Here is a 15,653-nt window from a genome sequence, read left to right as displayed (position 1 = left end):
CTATCTTCCCCCGTCCGTCCGTCGTCGCGAGCGTCTGTTTGGATTGCCCTCTCGCCCAATCTGTGGCCATGCGCTAAACCCGGCCTATGACCCAGATCGAATCCCTCTTTGTGACCCGCCTCTATCGCGCCTCTCTGAAAAGCCAAGGCGTGGATTATGATGAACTTGCCGCATCCTGCTTTTCTATTGCAGAAGATGACGAGGCCGGGCAGGCGTGGTGCGAAGACAATGCCTATCCCGGCTACACGTCCTATGCGTCGCTGACCGATCTGCCGTGGCGTTTTCCGATCTTTGCCGATCTGGTGGCGGTGTTGGATCAACACGTTGCTGCCTTTGCCGAGGATCTGGAATTTGATCTGGATGGGCGGGCACTGAAGCTAGAGGATATCTGGATCAATATCCTGCCAGAGGGCGGGATGCATGCCAGCCACATCCACCCGCATTCAGTGATCAGCGGCACCACCTATGTGTCGATGCCCGATGGCGCCAGCGCGCTGAAGCTGGAGGATCCACGATCCGCCCGGATGATGGCCGCCCCCGTGCGCAAGAAGGGCGTGCGGCGGGAACTCCAGACCTTTGTCTATGCCAAACCAACCGTCGGTGATGTGCTGTTGTGGGAAAGCTGGCTGCGCCACGAAGTGCCGATGAATATGTCCGAAGAGGACCGGATTTCGGTGAGCTTTAATTATCGGTGGGAGTGAGTACTAGTTGTGTATGGTCCTGTGAACAGGGGAGAATCAGACATGAAAGAAGCCGAAAGAGTTGTGCGCCAGTTCCATGAAAGCTGGGGCATGCGGGATCCAGATCGCGGGGCGGCGGTGATTTCCGAGGACTGCCGGTTCGAAGATGTCGCGCGGCGCGAATCTCAGACCGGCAAAGAGGCTTATAAAGAAGACTACCACCGCTGGCGCAAAGCCTTCCCGGATGGCGAATGTATCGTCGACCGGGTGATCGTCAGCGATTGCGAAGAGTGGGCCATTGTAGAGTTTCACAACACCGGCACGCATACGGGCGTTCTGCATTCCAGCCTTGGTGATTTTGAACCGACCGGCAAACGCTATCATGTGCGATACTGTTCAGTCATGCGGGTCAAGGGCGGGATGGTTGTTGAGGGACGCGATTACTATGACAGCGCCACCATCGCGCGGGATTTAGGATTAGTGTAAGGCGCGCCACATTCGGGCCGGATCCGGCGTCGTATCGAAAGACCTTGCTTATTGTGCCAAACTCCGCGATACGGGGCGCGCATACGTTTTTCTTTTTCGACCACTGTCTCCCGATTATCGGCGTTCAGTCTTTCGATCCAGACCGACCACGCCGGGTTGTCGCAATAATGCGGGCAACAAATTAATTATGGAGACTACGGATATGGCCACTGGCACCGTAAAATGGTTCAACACAACTAAAGGTTTTGGTTTCATCGCGCCCGACGGCGGCAGCAAAGACGTGTTTGTACACATCTCAGCTGTTGAGCGTTCCGGCCTGACTGGCCTGGCAGACAACCAGAAAGTCACATTCGACGTAGAAGCAGGCCGTGACGGCCGCGAATCTGCGACGAATATCGTTCTGGCCTAAGCCTTACAGCGATTGAATTGCTATGGCGCGGTCCCAAAAGGGGCCGCGTTTTGCGTTTAGGGGTATTTCAACGGCAGTACCAAAGTAACCCTGTATGGCCTCTCGGACAAACTCCTATATGAGAAAACTTCCCTCTTGCCCCCCATATCCAAACCCCCTATAGACCCCCAATCTCGTGAAAACCGGACAAGTCCGGGATTCGCGCGTGTTTGTAATTCATCCACCAGGTCACGGGTGACCCTGTATAACGTCAGGGGCCTGCTGGTGTTTTGAGAAGGAAATAGGCGATGAACGCCACTGAACTGAATGACAAGACTCCGGACCAGCTCCGCGAGGAATTGGTGAACCTGAAGAAAGAAGCCTTCAACCTGCGCTTCCAACAGGCCACCGGTCAACTTGAAAACACCGCACGTATCCGCACCGTCCGCCGTGACGTTGCCCGTGTAAAAACTGTTCTGAACCAAAAAGCTGCAGAAGCAGCCGAGTAAGAGGAGCCAGAAAGATGCCCAAACGTATTCTGCAAGGCACCGTAACCTCGGACGCCAACGCACAAACCGTCACTGTTTCGGTCGAACGCCGTTTCACACACCCGGTTCTGAAAAAGACCATCCGTAAGTCCAAGAAATACCGGGCTCACGATGAGAATAACACGTTCAAGAAAGGCGACGCTGTTCGCATTCAAGAGTGTTTGCCAAAGTCGAAAACCAAACGCTGGGAAGTTTTGCAGGCCTGAGCCTTCGGAATTTTCCGGTTTAATCGAAACCCTGGGACCAATGCCAAGCTAAGCGGTCCCACAGGTCGGGAGAAACCACATGATCCAGATGCAGACCAATCTGGATGTTGCTGACAACTCCGGCGCTCGCCGGGTGCAGTGCATCAAGGTCCTGGGTGGTTCCAAGCGTAAATACGCATCTGTCGGTGACATTATCGTCGTCTCCGTCAAGGAAGCCATCCCGCGCGGTCGCGTAAAGAAGGGTGACGTCCGTAAGGCCGTCGTCGTTCGCACCGCCAAAGAAGTCCGTCGTGAAGACGGCACAGCAATCCGCTTTGACCGTAACGCCGCCGTTATCCTGAACAATGCAGGTGAGCCGGTCGGTACCCGTATCTTCGGGCCGGTTGTTCGCGAACTGCGTGCCAAGAACTTCATGAAAATCATCTCGCTCGCCCCGGAGGTGCTGTAAGATGGCTGCTAAACTGAAAAAAGGCGACAAAGTCGTCGTTCTGGCCGGTAAGGACAAGGGCAAAGAGGGCGAGATTTCCTCTGTGAACCCGAAGGCCGGCAAGGCAATTGTTGATGGTTTGAACATCTCAATCCGCCACACCCGCCAGACCCAGACATCGCAAGGTGGTCGCGTTCCGACCGCAATGCCGATTGATCTGTCGAACCTGGCTCTGCTGGATAGCAATGGTAAGGCAACCCGCGTTGGCTTCCGCGAGGAAGACGGCAAAAAGGTTCGTTTTGCAAAAACCACTGGGGAGGCTGTCTGATGCTTGACGATGCAACCTACACCCCGCGCCTGAAAGCTTTGTTCAAGGACAGCATCCGTGCTGCCATGAAAGAAGAGTTTGGTTACAAGAATGACATGCAGATCCCGCGTCTGGACAAAATCGTCCTGAACATGGGTATCGGTGAAGCTGTCAAGGACACCAAAAAGGTAAAAGCTGCCCAAGAGGCGCTGACCCTGATTGCTGGCCAGCACGCTGTCATCACCAAAGCAAAGAAATCCATCGCTGGTTTCCGCGTTCGTGAAGACATGCCGCTGGGCACCAAGGTGACCCTGCGCGGCGACCAGATGTATGAGTTTCTGGATCGTCTGATCACCGTGGCTCTGCCCCGCGTCCGCGACTTCCGCGGCGTAAAGGCAACGGCATTCGACGGCCGTGGCAACTATGCCATGGGTCTGAAAGAGCACATCGTCTTCCCGGAAATCGACTTTGATAAAGTTGATGACATGCTGGGTATGGACATTGTGATCACCACCACCGCGAATACCGACGCGGAAGCCAAGAGCCTGTTGAAAGCTTTCAACATGCCCTTCAGAGCTTGAGCGGGAAGGAAGTAAGACATGGCTAAAAAAGCAATGATCGAACGCGAAATCAAACGCGCAAAGCTGGTGGAAAAATATGCCGCCAAACGTGCCGCGTTGAAAGAAATCGCAAATGACGAATCCAAGCCGATGGAAGAGCGTTTCAAGGCCCGCCTGAAACTGGCGAAACTGCCGCGCAACAGCTCTGCCACTCGTATCCACAACCGTTGCCAGCTGACCGGTCGTCCGCACGCTTACTATCGTAAGCTGAAAGTGTCGCGGATCGCCCTGCGTGAGCTTGGCTCCAGCGGTCAGGCCCCGGGCCTGGTCAAATCCAGCTGGTAAGGGGAGATTGAAAAATGAATGATCCTCTCGGTGATATGCTGACCCGCATCCGCAATGCTCAGATGCGCGGAAAGTCAACCACAACCACCCCTGCGTCGAAACTTCGCGCCTGGGTTCTGGATGTTCTGGCCGACGAAGGCTACATCCGCGGTTACGAAGCAACAACGGATGCCTCTGGCCATCCGGCAATTGAAATCAGCCTGAAATATTTCGATGGCGCCCCTGTGATCCGCGAACTGAAGCGGGTTTCCAAGCCGGGTCGTCGCGTCTATTCGGCGTCAAGCGAGATTCCGCAGGTTCGTCAGGGCCTGGGTGTTTCTATCGTTTCGACACCGAAAGGCGTTATGTCGGACGCAGCAGCACGCGCAGCCAATGTTGGCGGCGAAGTGCTCTGCCAGGTGTTCTAAGGAGGTCTGGATGTCTCGTATTGGTAAAAAACCGGTCGAGCTGCCCAGCGGCGTTACTGCCTCTGTGTCCGGCCAGACCATCGAAGTGAAAGGCCCCAAGGGGACCCGCAACTTCACCGCAACCGACGATGTCACCATTTCTGTGGAAGACAACATCGTTTCCGTCACACCTCGTGGCATGTCCAAACGGGCACGTCAGCAATGGGGTATGTCACGGACGGTGATTTCCAACCTGGTGACTGGTGTAACCCAAGGTTTCAAGAAAGAGCTCGAAATTCAGGGTGTGGGTTACCGCGCTCAGATGCAGGGCAACGTTTTGAAGCTGAACCTGGGCTTGTCCCACGATGTGGAATACACCGCCCCTGCAGGCGTGACTGTAACCGCACCGAAACCGACCGAGATTATCGTCGAGGGTATCGACGAGCAAGTGGTTGGCCAGGTGGCTGCGAACATTCGCGAATGGCGTAAGCCCGAGCCCTATAAAGGCAAAGGCATCCGTTACAAGGGCGAGTATATCTTCATCAAAGAAGGTAAGAAGAAGTAAGGACGCAAAAGATGGCAAACAGCAAAAGAACCCTGTTTCTGAAGCGCCGCCTGCGCGTTCGGAACAAACTGCGGAAAGTGAATGCGGGTCGCGTTCGTCTGTCCGTTCACCGCTCGAACAAGAACATCAGCGTTCAGCTGATCGACGACGTTCAGGGCACCACACTCGCCTCCGCCTCCTCGCTGGAGAAGGATCTGGGCGTGGTTGGCAAGAACAACGTCGAAGCGGCCGCAAAAGTTGGTGCAGCAATCGCAGAGCGTGCCAAAAAGGCAGGCGTCGAGGATTGCTACTTCGATCGTGGTGGCTTCCTCTTCCACGGCAAGGTGAAGGCTCTGGCCGACGCCGCGCGTGAAGGTGGACTGAAGTTCTAAAACTCTGTGGGTGGCAGTAATGCCACCCCGATGATCCGGGGGTTCTTGCCCACTTGGATCGGACATAACGGCGTCAAACGCCAGAAGAAAAGGAATGCCAAATGGCAGAACGTGATAACCGCCGGGGTAACCGTCGCGACCGCGAGGAAACACCGGAATTTGCAGATCGTCTGGTTGCAATCAACCGCGTATCTAAAACCGTAAAAGGTGGTAAGCGCTTTGGCTTCGCCGCTCTGGTTGTTGTTGGCGACCAAAAAGGCCGTGTTGGCTTTGGCAAAGGTAAAGCCAAAGAGGTGCCAGAGGCGATCCGCAAGGCAACCGAGCAAGCCAAGCGTCAAATGGTTCGTGTACCTTTGAAAGAGGGCCGCACGCTGCACCATGATATCGAGGGCCGTCATGGCGCCGGTAAAGTGGTCATGCGCACCGCACCAGAAGGTACTGGTATCATTGCTGGTGGTCCGATGCGTGCCGTGTTCGAAATGCTGGGTGTGAAGGATGTTGTATCCAAATCCATCGGCAGCTCGAACCCGTACAACATGATCCGCGCAACTCTGGACGGTCTGGGCAAAGAAGCCAGCCCGCGCTCTGTTGCACAGCGTCGTGGCAAGAAAGTCGCCGACATCCTGCAAAAGGATGCCGCCCCGGCTGCTGCCCCAGAAGCCGCAGAAGCATAAGGAACTGGACCCATGGCAAAAACCATCGTCGTCAAACAAATCGGTTCCCCGATCCGCCGTCCCGCCGAACAACGCGCGACCCTGATCGGTCTTGGCCTGAACAAGATGCACCGCGTGCGTGAACTGGAAGACACCCCATCCGTGCGCGGCATGATCAACAAGATCTCGCACATGGTGGAAATCGTCGAAGAGCGCGACTAAGCGTTCAGGTAATGGGGTGAAACCCCACCCTACGATAAGAATTTAGACGCCCCGGTCGATTGGCCGGGGTGTTTTTATTTGTAAATACGTCCGACGTTTCTCTCTCCAACACCATTAATAAGTATGAGTTTACCGTCGTTTACTACGTAATAGTCAAATCTGGGACTTGGGTAATCTATGCAACGAAAACCATTATTGTAGAACCGATAACTTGGGGCTTCCCAAAATTGACTTCCACTTTGATACTTATAACTACCGTCCGAATAGTAGTATTCTGTTCCACCATTGTATCTGACTTGACGGCCCGACAAATTGTTTTCTAGCCAGTTTGTGTTAACGCGTTGATCTCCAGAGATTGTTTGAACCCTGTTCACGTCTGGAGTGTCCGTGGGGCATTCAGCCGACGCAACATTGGAAGCAAACATTGTAACCAAAACTGTTGAAAATATTCTCACTAATATCCCTCATGTTAGCTAAATAATTCAGTCACTTTCGCACAATCGATTTGATTTTCAAACTGTGCTATATTCCCCCCATAAGCGGTGTCCGGTTTCCCAGTAACTGACTGCCAATCTGCTTTGACAGCAATCAAATTTACATAGGGGGATAGTTATGTCCTGGAACCATTCTGGTGGCTGCGACCACATTCATACCAATTGCGCTCATGATCCGATTGATAATCACACCTGCCATTGTTCGGTCTGCAAGGCCGTGACCGGCCAGCACACGACCCATGTGGCGTTTTTCAATCATGGCGATGTGGCCGTCAGCGATGAGGCCGCGCTGAACCGTCAGCCGTTCAACGCCAAGAACCCTGATGGCCCGCTGGAGCTTTGTACCTGTGCCGAATGCGGCACGCCGATCATGCTGGATGACAAGCAAAACCGCATTCGGGTGATCGTGCCGAACTTGATGGGATACGATGGCGATTTTCCTGCTGCGACCTATCACGCCTTTTATGACCCGGCGACCGGTGTGCCGCGCCCCGATGATGGCCGCCCGGTGCATGAGGGTTTGCAACCCAGTTTTGTCTGGCCGGAAGGGTCGTAGCAGAAGCAGTCCACTTTACGGCGCTGTGCATGTGTTGTGCTGCGCCCCCAAACCTATGTCTGCATGATCTCTTCCCTCTTGATCCTGCACCCCAACCCGTCTATACGCGCCCGGTGGTCCTGTGTGGGCCCGATTCACATTAGTAACGCCGCGTTTGGCCCGTCACGCTCGTGGGTCATTTCCGGCATAGGAGAGCGAACATGAAACTGCATGAACTGCGCGATAATCCCGGCGCAACCAAAACCAAAAAACGCGTTGGCCGTGGCCCCGGCTCTGGCAAAGGTAAAACTGCTGGCCGTGGTATCAAAGGTCAGAATTCCCGTTCCGGTGTTTCCCTGAATGGCTACGAAGGCGGGCAAATGCCGCTTTATATGCGTCTGCCAAAGCGTGGCTTTAACAAGCCGAACCGCAAGGCATTCGCTGTTGTGAACCTGGGCCTGATCCAGAAGTTCATCGACGCCAAAAAACTGGACGCGAACAACCCAATCACCGAAGATGTGCTGGTTGAAACCGGTATCGTTCGCCGCAAACTGGACGGTGTTCGGGTTCTGGCCAAGGGCGAATTTTCCGCCAAAGCCACCATCGAGGTAACCGGCGCATCCAAGTCTGCTGTCGAAGCTGTTGAGAAAGCCGGCGGCTCTCTGACAGTCACAAAGGCGGCAGCTGCTGAATAAGCGCTTGTGAGCGGCGGACGAGCCGCTTACATATTACCAAGTTTTCCCAAGCGCCGCCGACCCGGAAAACGGTCTGGCGGCGTTTTTACTGACAGAGAGGCCACCGAATGGCATCCGCCGTAGAACAAATGGCAGCAAATACAAGCTGGCGCGCCCTGACACAGGCAACAGAGCTCAGGCAGCGTATCCTTTTCACACTCGGTCTGTTGATCGTTTACCGGATCGGCACCTATATCCCGGTTCCGGGCATTGATGGTGTGGCCCTGCGCCAGTTCATGGACGAGGCGGCCTCTGGCATTGGTGGCGTTTTGTCGATGTTCACCGGTGGTGCGCTCAGCCGGATGGGGATTTTTGCGCTTGGCATCATGCCCTATATTTCGGCCTCGATCATCATTCAGTTGCTGACATCCATGGTGCCGAAACTTGAACAGTTGAAGAAAGAGGGCGAACAGGGCCGTAAAAAAATCAACCAATACACCCGTTTTGGTACTGTGGCACTGGCCACGTTCCAGGCTTGGGGTCTGGCCGTCAGCCTGGAGGCAGGCGAGTTGGTCACCGATCCCGGTCTCTTCTTCCGCCTGTCCTGCGTGATCACGCTGGTGGGTGGCACCATGTTCCTGATGTGGTTGGGTGAGCAGATCACCGCGCGTGGTATTGGCAATGGCATCTCGCTGATCATCTTTGTCGGCATCGTTGCGGAAATTCCGGCAGCACTTGCACAGTTCCTGTCACAAGGTCGTTCTGGCGCGCTGAGCCCGGCCGTGATTGTTGGCGTGTTGTTGATGATCATAGTGACGATTGGTTTTGTGGTCTTCATGGAACGCAGCCTGCGCAAGATCCACATACAGTACCCGCGCCGTCAGGTGGGGATGAAGGTTTATGATGGCGGTTCCAGTCATTTGCCCGTCAAGGTCAACCCGGCCGGCGTGATCCCGGCAATTTTTGCCTCCTCGCTGCTGTTGCTGCCGACCACGATCTCGACCTTCTCGGGCAGCCAAACCGGCCCGATCATGTCGACGATCCTGGCCTATTTCGGCCCAGGTCAGCCGGCCTATCTGGCCTTCTTTACCTTTATGATCGTGTTCTTCACCTTTTTCTATACATTCAACGTGTCATTCAAGACCGACGATGTGGCGGAAAATCTGAAGAATCAGAATGGATTTATCCCCGGTATTCGTCCCGGTAAACGCACGGCAGAGTATCTGGACTATGTCGTGACCCGGATTCTGGTGCTGGGCTCTGCCTACCTTGCGGCAGTTTGTCTCCTTCCAGAGATTTTGCGTTCACAATTGGCCATTCCTTTCTATTTTGGCGGCACATCGGTTCTGATTGTTGTGTCGGTCACCATGGACACGATCCAACAAGTTCAGAGCCACCTGCTGGCGCACCAATATGAAGGGCTGATTGAAAAGTCCCAATTGCGCGGCAAGGGTAAGAAACGGAACAGGAAGGGACCATCCAGACGATGAATATCATTCTTCTCGGACCGCCGGGCGCGGGCAAAGGCACACAAGCACGTAAATTGGTGGAAGATCGGAACATGATCCAGCTCTCCACCGGGGACATGCTGCGCGATGCACGAACCTCCGGCACCGAGATGGGCCAGAAAGTTGCCGCCATAATGGATGCCGGCCAACTGGTCACAGATGAGATCGTTATTGGATTGATCCGGGAAAAGCTGGAAGGCGACCAGAGGGGCGGCTTTATCTTTGATGGCTTCCCGCGCACGCTGGGCCAGGCAGATGCGTTATCTGATCTGCTGGCAGAGGTCGGTCAGGATCTGGGCGCTGTTATTGAAATGCGTGTCGATGATGACGCGCTGGTCAGCCGGATCACGGCGCGCTCCACCTGTGGCAATTGCGGTGAGGGATACAATGATATCTCCAAACCGATCCCAGCGGATGGAAAATGCGGCCACTGTGGTGGCACCGAATTCAAACGTCGCGCCGACGACAATGAGGACAGCCTGCGCACCCGTCTGATGGAGTACTATAAAAAGACCTCTCCGCTGATCGGTTATTACCACGCAAAGGGTAAACTCAGCGACATTGACGGGCTGGGCGAGATTGACGAAGTCGCCGGTGCCATCAACGCGATCATGGTTGCCTGACACCCCCTTGACGGGGCAGGAAAAACCTCATACTTGACAGCCCTCCCAAACGGGAATCGGACCTGATCGCGAATCGATGCGCAAGCAGGTCCAGACATTGAAATTCAGCTGCGGCCCGGAGCGATATCGCCTCGGGCTTACGTTGTGAAAAAAGGTTCCGGAATTACGGAACCGCAACGAAAGGAAAAGACACGTGGCACGTATCGCCGGCGTAAACATCCCGACACATAAACGGGTGCCGATCGCGTTGACTTATATCACCGGTATCGGACCTGCATCTGCCAAAACCATCTGCGAATCCGTGAACATCGACGCAGCTCGTCGTGTGAACGAACTGTCTGATGCAGAGGTTCTGGCCATCCGCGAACATATCGACGCCAACTTCTCTGTCGAAGGTGACCTGCGTCGTGAAGTTCAGATGAACATCAAGCGTCTGATGGACCTTGGTTGCTACCGTGGCCTGCGCCATCGTCGTAACCTGCCCGTCCGCGGTCAGCGTACCCACACCAATGCGCGCACGCGCAAAGGCCCGGCGAAAGCAATCGCCGGCAAGAAGAAGTAAGGGGAGCTGATCAATGGCACGCGATAAAACTCGTACAAAGCGCAAAGAGCGCAAAAACATCGCCACTGGTGTTGCGCATGTGAACAGCTCGTTCAACAACACCAAGATACTGATCTCTGACGTTCAGGGCAATGCAATCGCATGGTCCTCAGCCGGCACAATGGGCTTTAAAGGATCGCGTAAATCGACTCCTTATGCGGCTCAGATGGCTGCTGAAGATGCTGGTCGCAAGGCACAAGAGCACGGCGTGAAAACGCTGGAAGTCGAAGTGCAGGGTCCGGGTTCAGGCCGTGAAAGCGCGCTGCGCGCGTTGGCTGCTGTCGGTTTCAACATCACGGCGATCCGTGACGTGACCCCGATCCCGCACAACGGTTGCCGCCCACCAAAGCGCCGCCGCGTCTAATTATGTTTTACCCGCTCGGGCCCTGCGATGTCGCAAGGCCCGAGTCCGTCATTTTGAACCTCGGGCGTCTTCTGGCTCGGACATGGCCTGAAGACAGGTATGGAGGCGACACACATGATCCACAAAAATTGGCAAGAACTGATCAAACCGACCCAGCTGGACGTAAAGCCGGGCAATGATCCCGCGCGTCAGGCGACCGTCATCGCTGAACCGCTGGAACGCGGCTTTGGTCTGACCCTGGGCAATGCGCTGCGCCGCATCCTGATGAGCTCCCTGCAAGGGGCTGCTATCACCAGCGTCCAGATCGATAACGTTCTGCATGAGTTTTCGTCCGTTGCAGGCGTCCGTGAGGACGTGACTGACATCGTCCTGAACCTGAAGGGCGTCGCCATCCGCATGGAAGTTGAAGGCCCCAAGCGCCTGTCCATTTCTGCAAACGGTCCGGCCGTTGTCACCGCGGGTGACATCTCTGAATCTGCTGGCATCGAGATCCTGAACAAGGATCACGTGATCTGCCACTTGGATGAGGGCGCCAGCGTGTTCATGGAACTGACCGTCAACACCGGCAAAGGCTATGTCTCTGCAGATAAGAACAAGCCCGAAGATGCCCCGATCGGCCTGATCCCGATCGATGCGATCTACTCCCCGGTACGCAAAGTCAGCTATGACGTTCAGCCGACCCGTGAAGGTCAGGTTCTGGACTATGACAAGCTGACCCTGAAACTGGACACTGATGGTTCCATCACGCCGGACGACGCGGTTGCCTATGCCGCCCGCATCCTGCAAGACCAGCTGTCGATCTTCGTCAACTTTGACGAACCCGAAGCTGCCGGTCGTCAGGAAGAGGACGATGGACTGGAATTCAACCCACTGCTTTTGAAGAAAGTGGACGAGTTGGAACTGTCTGTCCGTTCGGCGAACTGCCTGAAGAACGACAACATCGTCTACATCGGCGATCTGATCCAGAAAACCGAGGCAGAGATGCTGCGCACGCCGAACTTCGGCCGCAAGTCGCTGAACGAGATCAAAGAGGTTCTGTCTGGCATGGGGCTGCACCTGGGCATGGATGTCGAGGAATGGCCGCCAGAAAACATCGAAGATCTGGCCAAGAAATTCGAAGACGCGTTCTAAGAATTCGGCCGGGTGAGATGTTCGCCCGGCCCAAAATGCACCGTTGCGATACCGACGTAATACCGACGTAACGCAGACAGTGGAAAATCAGGGCAATTCCGCCCCAAGGTGAGGAACTGACACGCATCGGTTCTCGGACAAAGCAAAACCGCCCCTCGACGGGCAATTGGAGTAAGAAACATGCGTCACGCAAGAGGCTACCGTCGCCTGAACCGCACCCACGAGCACCGCAAGGCGCTCTTTGCCAACATGGCCGGGTCGCTGATCGAACATGAACAAATCAAGACCACCCTGCCCAAAGCCAAAGAGCTGAAGCGCGTGATTGAAAAGCTGATCACCCTTGGCAAGCGTGGCGACCTGCACGCCCGCCGTCAGGCCGCAAGCCGCCTGAAGCAGGACCAGCACGTCGCCAAGCTGTTTGAAGTACTGGGCCCCCGCTACGCTGAGCGTCAGGGTGGTTACGTCCGCGTCCTGAAGGCCGGTTTCCGCTATGGCGACATGGCTCCGATGGCAATCATCGAATTTGTCGACCGCGATCTGGACGCAAAAGGCGCCTCAGACAAGGCTCGTCTGGCCACAGAAGAGGCTGCAGCCGACGCCGAATAAGGCAACCCGCAGCTTAGAATCAAACGAAACCCCGCTTTTGGCGGGGTTTTTTGTTTTCTAAGGTGTGATTTTGATGTCGCAGTCAGTGCAGGGTGCGTTTTTTATCCGGCTCGACCGGCGCGTAAAATTCTTTTAAGCTATGGCCTTGGGGTTCCATAATAACAGGCTGTGCACCAAAGAACTCCAATAAATCAAGACGAATCCCAAGGGGCAGGGACATCACTTTTGCGTACAGTTCAGCATCAATCTGTTTCACGTTGTTACTCACACACTTGTCGAATCAATTACATTTATCAATTTACGGTTGACGGAAAATATAACAACCTGTCTAAAAGGACATGTCCGGTTTGCTAGGTATCGATTACGAACTCAAGAAGCTTTCGATGATCGCGCCAGCGGGCTACTTCATCGGGGTGCATATTCGTTATGCGGCGCCGTTGATGCAGTTCTCGACGTATTGTCAGGACTGGCTGGACCACTACACAGAGCAGGGCTACGCCCTGCGAGACCCCACAATTGCCTGGGGTTTCAGTACCGAAGGGGCTTGTCGTTGGCGTGATCTGACAATTCCTGACCCATTCGGACTTCTGGAAGAGGCAGCGACATTTGGGTTGCGCTTCGGGCTGACGATTTCTGTCGGACCGGTGAAATCCAAGACGATAGCGAGCTTCGCTCGTGAGGACAGAGAGTTTGACGACCAGGAGATAGAGCAGGCCACGGTAATTGTTCGGCGACTGCACGATATCACAGAACCGCCGGAGAGTTTGACCAAAGCTCAAGTAGAAGCACTACGTTGTATCGCCCATGGAGATCGCCATGCGGCCGCGGCCGCGAAACTCGGGATCTCTGAGAGTGCATTAAAGGCGCGCCTGACCGCCGCCCGGCACAATTTGATGGCACGCACAACGGCAGAGGCCATTCAAAGGGCCAAGGATTATCGCCTGCTCTGACTTCGGAGCGTAATGAAGAATAATACGTGGCTTGGGGGCTGCAATGGAAACAACGACACTGTCGTTTGAGAACATGCATAATCACGGCGATTTGCTCGTGAATCTGTTCCGTGCGCGGAAACAGTCATTCATCGACCTGAAAAACTGGGATCTGCCAGAGGCCGATGTTCTGGAATATGATCAGTATGACACCCCTGCCAGCCGCTGGATTGCCATCCATAATCTGGGTGAAGTCTATGCAGGCATTCGCCTGACCCCGACCACAGCACGTTGTGGCGTCTACAGCTACATGATTCGTGATGCGCAAAAAGGGCTGTTGGATTCCATTCCTGAAAGTTTGCTTTTTGAAGAGGCGCCGGTGCATGAGAATACGTGGGAAGTGACCCGCGTTTTCGTTTCCCAATCCGTGCCTCAACGCATCCGCCGCAGAGTACATGCCTATATGGTGGGCGCCATGTTGAAGGCCGCACGAGAGCTGGGCGCGACGCATCTGGTTACGTTGACGGCTGCGAACTGGCCGCGCTGGTTCGGGCGGTGCGGGTTAACCGCCGAAGCGATCGGTCCGAAGCTGTTTATCGACGATGGCGATTATCAATGTGTATCTATCGATCTGTCTGATAAAATGCACTGAGACGCATTCCGCTTTTCCCTGCCCGGCTCTCGGCGTAAAACTGCGCTATGGCTGATCTCTTTGATACTTCCAAATCTGATAAATCTGGTTCCGCACCGCGGCCCTTGGCCGACCGTTTGCGCCCGCGCGCATTGTCGGATGTGATCGGTCAGGATCAGGTATTGGGCCCCGAGGCCCCATTGGGGGTGATGCTGCAATCTGGCAGCCTATCCTCCCTGATATTGTGGGGCCCTCCTGGTGTCGGGAAGACCACGATTGCCCGGTTGCTGGCGGACGAAACCGACATGGCCTTTGTCCAAATCAGTGCAATTTTCACCGGCGTGGCAGATCTGAAGAAAGTGTTTGAAGCCGCAAAGTTTCGGCGCGCCAACGGGCAGGGGACGCTGTTGTTCGTGGACGAAATCCACCGCTTTAACAAAGCGCAACAAGACGGATTTTTGCCGCATATGGAGGATGGCACCATCCTGTTGGTGGGGGCCACGACGGAAAACCCATCCTTTGAACTGAATTCTGCACTGCTGTCACGCGCGCAGGTTCTGGTGCTGGAACGGCTTGATCTGGGGGATTTGGAACGGCTGGCCCAAAGGGCCGAACGAGAATTGGACAAGGCACTGCCCCTTGATGGGCCGGCCCGCGAGGCGTTGTTGGAAATGTCCGATGGCGATGGGCGCGCGCTGTTAAACCTGATCGAACAGGTCGCCGCCTGGAAAGTTGACGGTAAGATTGACACCGAGGCATTGGCCAAACGGCTGATGCGACGTGCCACGAAATATGACAAATCGGGTGATGAGCATTTCAACCTGATCTCTGCCCTACACAAATCCATTCGCGGCTCAGACCCGGATGCGGCCTTGTACTGGCTGGCGCGGATGCTGGAAGGGGGCGAGGACCCGCGCTATCTGGCGCGTCGTCTGACCATGATGTCGACAGAGGATATCAGTCTGGCTGATCCGCAAGCAAATACCGTGTGTTTGAATGCCTGGCAGACCTATGAACGGCTGGGCAGCCCAGAGGGGGAACTGGCACTGGCCAATGCGGCGGTGTATCTGGCGCTGGCACCGAAATCCAACGCCGTCTATGTGGGGATCAAGGCCGCGCGGCGTGCCGCCCGGCAAACCGGATCGGAACCCCCGCCAAAACACATCCTGAATGCCCCTACATCAATGATGAAGGAACAAGGCTATGGCGCCGGATATGCTTATGACCATGATGCAGAAGACGGGTTTTCGGGGCAGAATTACTTTCCCGAAGGGATGAAGCGCGGCGTTTACTATCAGCCCCCAGAGCGCGGGTTTGAACGCGAATTGAAGAAGCGGCTGGATTATTTCGTCAAACTGCGCGCCAAGCGTCAGAGTGGTTGACTCCAAGCCCTAATCACGAAAGACAGCGCCC

Annotated in this window: 26 protein-coding genes; 25 read left to right on the top strand and 1 reads right to left on the bottom strand. The window is 55.2% G+C overall.

Annotated elements, in window-relative coordinates:
- Positions 1–86: 86 nt before the first annotated feature.
- From AC2D8P_RS12025 to rplQ, 22 genes are all read left to right on the top strand, one after another.
- Positions 87–701, top strand: coding sequence for a 2OG-Fe(II) oxygenase family protein (locus AC2D8P_RS12025; RefSeq protein ID WP_484702988.1), 615 nt, complete (start codon positions 87–89; stop codon positions 699–701).
- A gap of 42 nt (positions 702–743) precedes the next feature.
- Positions 744–1,166, top strand: a complete 423-nt coding sequence (locus AC2D8P_RS12020) for an ester cyclase (RefSeq protein WP_484702987.1) — start codon at positions 744–746, stop codon at positions 1,164–1,166.
- A gap of 202 nt (positions 1,167–1,368) precedes the next feature.
- A complete protein-coding gene (locus tag AC2D8P_RS12015; protein WP_484702986.1) occupies positions 1,369–1,575 on the top strand; it encodes a cold-shock protein in 207 nt (68 codons plus the stop codon).
- A 287-nt stretch (positions 1,576–1,862) separates the two neighbouring features.
- Complete coding sequence (rpmC, locus tag AC2D8P_RS12010; protein ID WP_484702985.1) at positions 1,863–2,063, top strand: 50S ribosomal protein L29; 201 nt, start codon at positions 1,863–1,865, stop codon at positions 2,061–2,063.
- A gap of 14 nt (positions 2,064–2,077) precedes the next feature.
- On the top strand, positions 2,078–2,308 hold the full coding sequence (gene rpsQ, locus AC2D8P_RS12005) for a 30S ribosomal protein S17 (RefSeq protein WP_484702983.1): 231 nt from the start codon (positions 2,078–2,080) through the stop codon (positions 2,306–2,308).
- A gap of 79 nt (positions 2,309–2,387) precedes the next feature.
- Positions 2,388–2,756, top strand: coding sequence for a 50S ribosomal protein L14 (rplN, locus tag AC2D8P_RS12000; protein WP_007427594.1), 369 nt, complete (start codon positions 2,388–2,390; stop codon positions 2,754–2,756).
- A gap of 1 nt (position 2,757) precedes the next feature.
- Positions 2,758–3,063 (top strand): 50S ribosomal protein L24, encoded by a 306-nt coding sequence (gene rplX / locus AC2D8P_RS11995; RefSeq protein WP_484702982.1) that lies wholly within the window; start codon positions 2,758–2,760, stop codon positions 3,061–3,063.
- Entirely contained in the window at positions 3,063–3,623 is a 561-nt protein-coding gene (gene rplE / locus AC2D8P_RS11990; RefSeq protein ID WP_484702981.1) for a 50S ribosomal protein L5, read from the top strand. The genes rplX and rplE overlap by 1 nt, the downstream gene beginning before the upstream one ends.
- Before the next feature lie 18 nt (positions 3,624–3,641).
- Positions 3,642–3,947: a 30S ribosomal protein S14 gene (gene rpsN, locus AC2D8P_RS11985; RefSeq protein WP_484702979.1), complete on the top strand. Its 306-nt coding sequence runs from the start codon at positions 3,642–3,644 to the stop codon at positions 3,945–3,947.
- Positions 3,948–3,961: 14 nt separating this feature from the next.
- Entirely contained in the window at positions 3,962–4,354 is a 393-nt protein-coding gene (rpsH, locus tag AC2D8P_RS11980; RefSeq protein WP_484702978.1) for a 30S ribosomal protein S8, read from the top strand.
- A gap of 10 nt (positions 4,355–4,364) precedes the next feature.
- Entirely contained in the window at positions 4,365–4,898 is a 534-nt protein-coding gene (gene rplF / locus AC2D8P_RS11975; protein WP_484702977.1) for a 50S ribosomal protein L6, read from the top strand.
- 11 nt (positions 4,899–4,909) lie between these two features.
- Complete coding sequence (rplR, locus tag AC2D8P_RS11970) at positions 4,910–5,269, top strand: 50S ribosomal protein L18 (protein WP_484702976.1); 360 nt, start codon at positions 4,910–4,912, stop codon at positions 5,267–5,269.
- Positions 5,270–5,370: 101 nt separating this feature from the next.
- Positions 5,371–5,943: a 30S ribosomal protein S5 gene (gene rpsE, locus AC2D8P_RS11965; protein ID WP_484702974.1), complete on the top strand. Its 573-nt coding sequence runs from the start codon at positions 5,371–5,373 to the stop codon at positions 5,941–5,943.
- Between the two features lie 12 nt (positions 5,944–5,955).
- On the top strand, positions 5,956–6,144 hold the full coding sequence (gene rpmD / locus AC2D8P_RS11960) for a 50S ribosomal protein L30 (RefSeq protein WP_484702973.1): 189 nt from the start codon (positions 5,956–5,958) through the stop codon (positions 6,142–6,144).
- A gap of 612 nt (positions 6,145–6,756) precedes the next feature.
- Positions 6,757–7,194 (top strand): GFA family protein, encoded by a 438-nt coding sequence (locus AC2D8P_RS11955; RefSeq protein WP_484702972.1) that lies wholly within the window; start codon positions 6,757–6,759, stop codon positions 7,192–7,194.
- A gap of 200 nt (positions 7,195–7,394) precedes the next feature.
- The gene (rplO, locus tag AC2D8P_RS11950) at positions 7,395–7,868 is read left to right on the top strand and encodes a 50S ribosomal protein L15 (RefSeq protein ID WP_484702970.1); all 474 of its coding nucleotides are present in this window, start codon (positions 7,395–7,397) and stop codon (positions 7,866–7,868) included.
- A gap of 107 nt (positions 7,869–7,975) precedes the next feature.
- The gene (secY, locus tag AC2D8P_RS11945; protein ID WP_484702969.1) at positions 7,976–9,337 is read left to right on the top strand and encodes a preprotein translocase subunit SecY; all 1,362 of its coding nucleotides are present in this window, start codon (positions 7,976–7,978) and stop codon (positions 9,335–9,337) included.
- A complete protein-coding gene (locus AC2D8P_RS11940; RefSeq protein WP_484702967.1) occupies positions 9,334–9,978 on the top strand; it encodes an adenylate kinase in 645 nt (214 codons plus the stop codon). Before secY ends, AC2D8P_RS11940 begins: the two co-directional genes overlap by 4 nt.
- Before the next feature lie 193 nt (positions 9,979–10,171).
- A complete protein-coding gene (gene rpsM / locus AC2D8P_RS11935; protein ID WP_484702966.1) occupies positions 10,172–10,540 on the top strand; it encodes a 30S ribosomal protein S13 in 369 nt (122 codons plus the stop codon).
- A 13-nt stretch (positions 10,541–10,553) separates the two neighbouring features.
- Entirely contained in the window at positions 10,554–10,943 is a 390-nt protein-coding gene (gene rpsK, locus AC2D8P_RS11930) for a 30S ribosomal protein S11 (RefSeq protein ID WP_484702965.1), read from the top strand.
- Positions 10,944–11,057: 114 nt separating this feature from the next.
- Complete coding sequence (locus tag AC2D8P_RS11925; RefSeq protein ID WP_484702964.1) at positions 11,058–12,074, top strand: DNA-directed RNA polymerase subunit alpha; 1,017 nt, start codon at positions 11,058–11,060, stop codon at positions 12,072–12,074.
- Positions 12,075–12,254: 180 nt separating this feature from the next.
- Entirely contained in the window at positions 12,255–12,680 is a 426-nt protein-coding gene (rplQ, locus tag AC2D8P_RS11920; RefSeq protein ID WP_484702963.1) for a 50S ribosomal protein L17, read from the top strand.
- 82 nt (positions 12,681–12,762) lie between these two features.
- Here the strand turns inward: rplQ and AC2D8P_RS11915 are convergent, their stop codons facing one another.
- Positions 12,763–12,936 (bottom strand): hypothetical protein, encoded by a 174-nt coding sequence (locus tag AC2D8P_RS11915; RefSeq protein WP_484702962.1) that lies wholly within the window; start codon positions 12,934–12,936, stop codon positions 12,763–12,765.
- Between the two features lie 82 nt (positions 12,937–13,018).
- Between AC2D8P_RS11915 and AC2D8P_RS11910 the strand changes: the two genes are divergently transcribed.
- The 3 genes from AC2D8P_RS11910 to AC2D8P_RS11900 are packed head-to-tail and all read left to right on the top strand — an operon-like array spanning position 13,019 to position 15,622.
- Positions 13,019–13,630 carry a helix-turn-helix transcriptional regulator gene (locus tag AC2D8P_RS11910; protein WP_484702961.1) on the top strand — a complete coding sequence of 204 codons (612 nt, stop codon included), beginning with the start codon at positions 13,019–13,021 and terminating at the stop codon, positions 13,628–13,630.
- A gap of 43 nt (positions 13,631–13,673) precedes the next feature.
- Positions 13,674–14,261 (top strand): acyl-homoserine-lactone synthase, encoded by a 588-nt coding sequence (locus tag AC2D8P_RS11905; RefSeq protein WP_484702959.1) that lies wholly within the window; start codon positions 13,674–13,676, stop codon positions 14,259–14,261.
- Positions 14,262–14,308: 47 nt separating this feature from the next.
- A complete protein-coding gene (locus AC2D8P_RS11900) occupies positions 14,309–15,622 on the top strand; it encodes a replication-associated recombination protein A (RefSeq protein ID WP_484702957.1) in 1,314 nt (437 codons plus the stop codon).
- Positions 15,623–15,653: the final 31 nt, after the last annotated feature.

The sequence above is a fragment of the Roseovarius sp. YIN77 genome, assembly GCF_057219155.1.
The sequence above is the reverse complement of the archived record's forward strand: the minus strand, read 5'-3'. Positions and strand labels throughout refer to the sequence as shown.

Excerpts from the sequence above, each read along its gene's own strand:
- AC2D8P_RS12025 (WP_484702988.1), top strand. The coding sequence starts at position 87 with ATGACCCAGATCGAATCCCTCTTTGTGACCCGCCTCTATCGCGCCTCT.
- AC2D8P_RS12020 (WP_484702987.1), top strand. The coding sequence starts at position 744 with ATGAAAGAAGCCGAAAGAGTTGTGCGCCAGTTCCATGAAAGCTGGGGC.
- AC2D8P_RS12015 (WP_484702986.1), top strand. The coding sequence starts at position 1,369 with ATGGCCACTGGCACCGTAAAATGGTTCAACACAACTAAAGGTTTTGGT.
- rpmC (WP_484702985.1), top strand. The coding sequence starts at position 1,863 with ATGAACGCCACTGAACTGAATGACAAGACTCCGGACCAGCTCCGCGAG.
- rpsQ (WP_484702983.1), top strand. The coding sequence starts at position 2,078 with ATGCCCAAACGTATTCTGCAAGGCACCGTAACCTCGGACGCCAACGCA.
- rplN (WP_007427594.1), top strand. The coding sequence starts at position 2,388 with ATGATCCAGATGCAGACCAATCTGGATGTTGCTGACAACTCCGGCGCT.
- rplX (WP_484702982.1), top strand. The coding sequence starts at position 2,758 with ATGGCTGCTAAACTGAAAAAAGGCGACAAAGTCGTCGTTCTGGCCGGT.
- rplE (WP_484702981.1), top strand. The coding sequence starts at position 3,063 with ATGCTTGACGATGCAACCTACACCCCGCGCCTGAAAGCTTTGTTCAAG.
- rpsN (WP_484702979.1), top strand. The coding sequence starts at position 3,642 with ATGGCTAAAAAAGCAATGATCGAACGCGAAATCAAACGCGCAAAGCTG.
- rpsH (WP_484702978.1), top strand. The coding sequence starts at position 3,962 with ATGAATGATCCTCTCGGTGATATGCTGACCCGCATCCGCAATGCTCAG.
- rplF (WP_484702977.1), top strand. The coding sequence starts at position 4,365 with ATGTCTCGTATTGGTAAAAAACCGGTCGAGCTGCCCAGCGGCGTTACT.
- rplR (WP_484702976.1), top strand. The coding sequence starts at position 4,910 with ATGGCAAACAGCAAAAGAACCCTGTTTCTGAAGCGCCGCCTGCGCGTT.
- rpsE (WP_484702974.1), top strand. The coding sequence starts at position 5,371 with ATGGCAGAACGTGATAACCGCCGGGGTAACCGTCGCGACCGCGAGGAA.
- rpmD (WP_484702973.1), top strand. The coding sequence starts at position 5,956 with ATGGCAAAAACCATCGTCGTCAAACAAATCGGTTCCCCGATCCGCCGT.
- AC2D8P_RS11955 (WP_484702972.1), top strand. The coding sequence starts at position 6,757 with ATGTCCTGGAACCATTCTGGTGGCTGCGACCACATTCATACCAATTGC.
- rplO (WP_484702970.1), top strand. The coding sequence starts at position 7,395 with ATGAAACTGCATGAACTGCGCGATAATCCCGGCGCAACCAAAACCAAA.
- secY (WP_484702969.1), top strand. The coding sequence starts at position 7,976 with ATGGCATCCGCCGTAGAACAAATGGCAGCAAATACAAGCTGGCGCGCC.
- AC2D8P_RS11940 (WP_484702967.1), top strand. The coding sequence starts at position 9,334 with ATGAATATCATTCTTCTCGGACCGCCGGGCGCGGGCAAAGGCACACAA.
- rpsK (WP_484702965.1), top strand. The coding sequence starts at position 10,554 with ATGGCACGCGATAAAACTCGTACAAAGCGCAAAGAGCGCAAAAACATC.
- AC2D8P_RS11925 (WP_484702964.1), top strand. The coding sequence starts at position 11,058 with ATGATCCACAAAAATTGGCAAGAACTGATCAAACCGACCCAGCTGGAC.
- rplQ (WP_484702963.1), top strand. The coding sequence starts at position 12,255 with ATGCGTCACGCAAGAGGCTACCGTCGCCTGAACCGCACCCACGAGCAC.
- AC2D8P_RS11910 (WP_484702961.1), top strand. The coding sequence starts at position 13,019 with ATGTCCGGTTTGCTAGGTATCGATTACGAACTCAAGAAGCTTTCGATG.
- AC2D8P_RS11905 (WP_484702959.1), top strand. The coding sequence starts at position 13,674 with ATGGAAACAACGACACTGTCGTTTGAGAACATGCATAATCACGGCGAT.
- AC2D8P_RS11900 (WP_484702957.1), top strand. The coding sequence starts at position 14,309 with ATGGCTGATCTCTTTGATACTTCCAAATCTGATAAATCTGGTTCCGCA.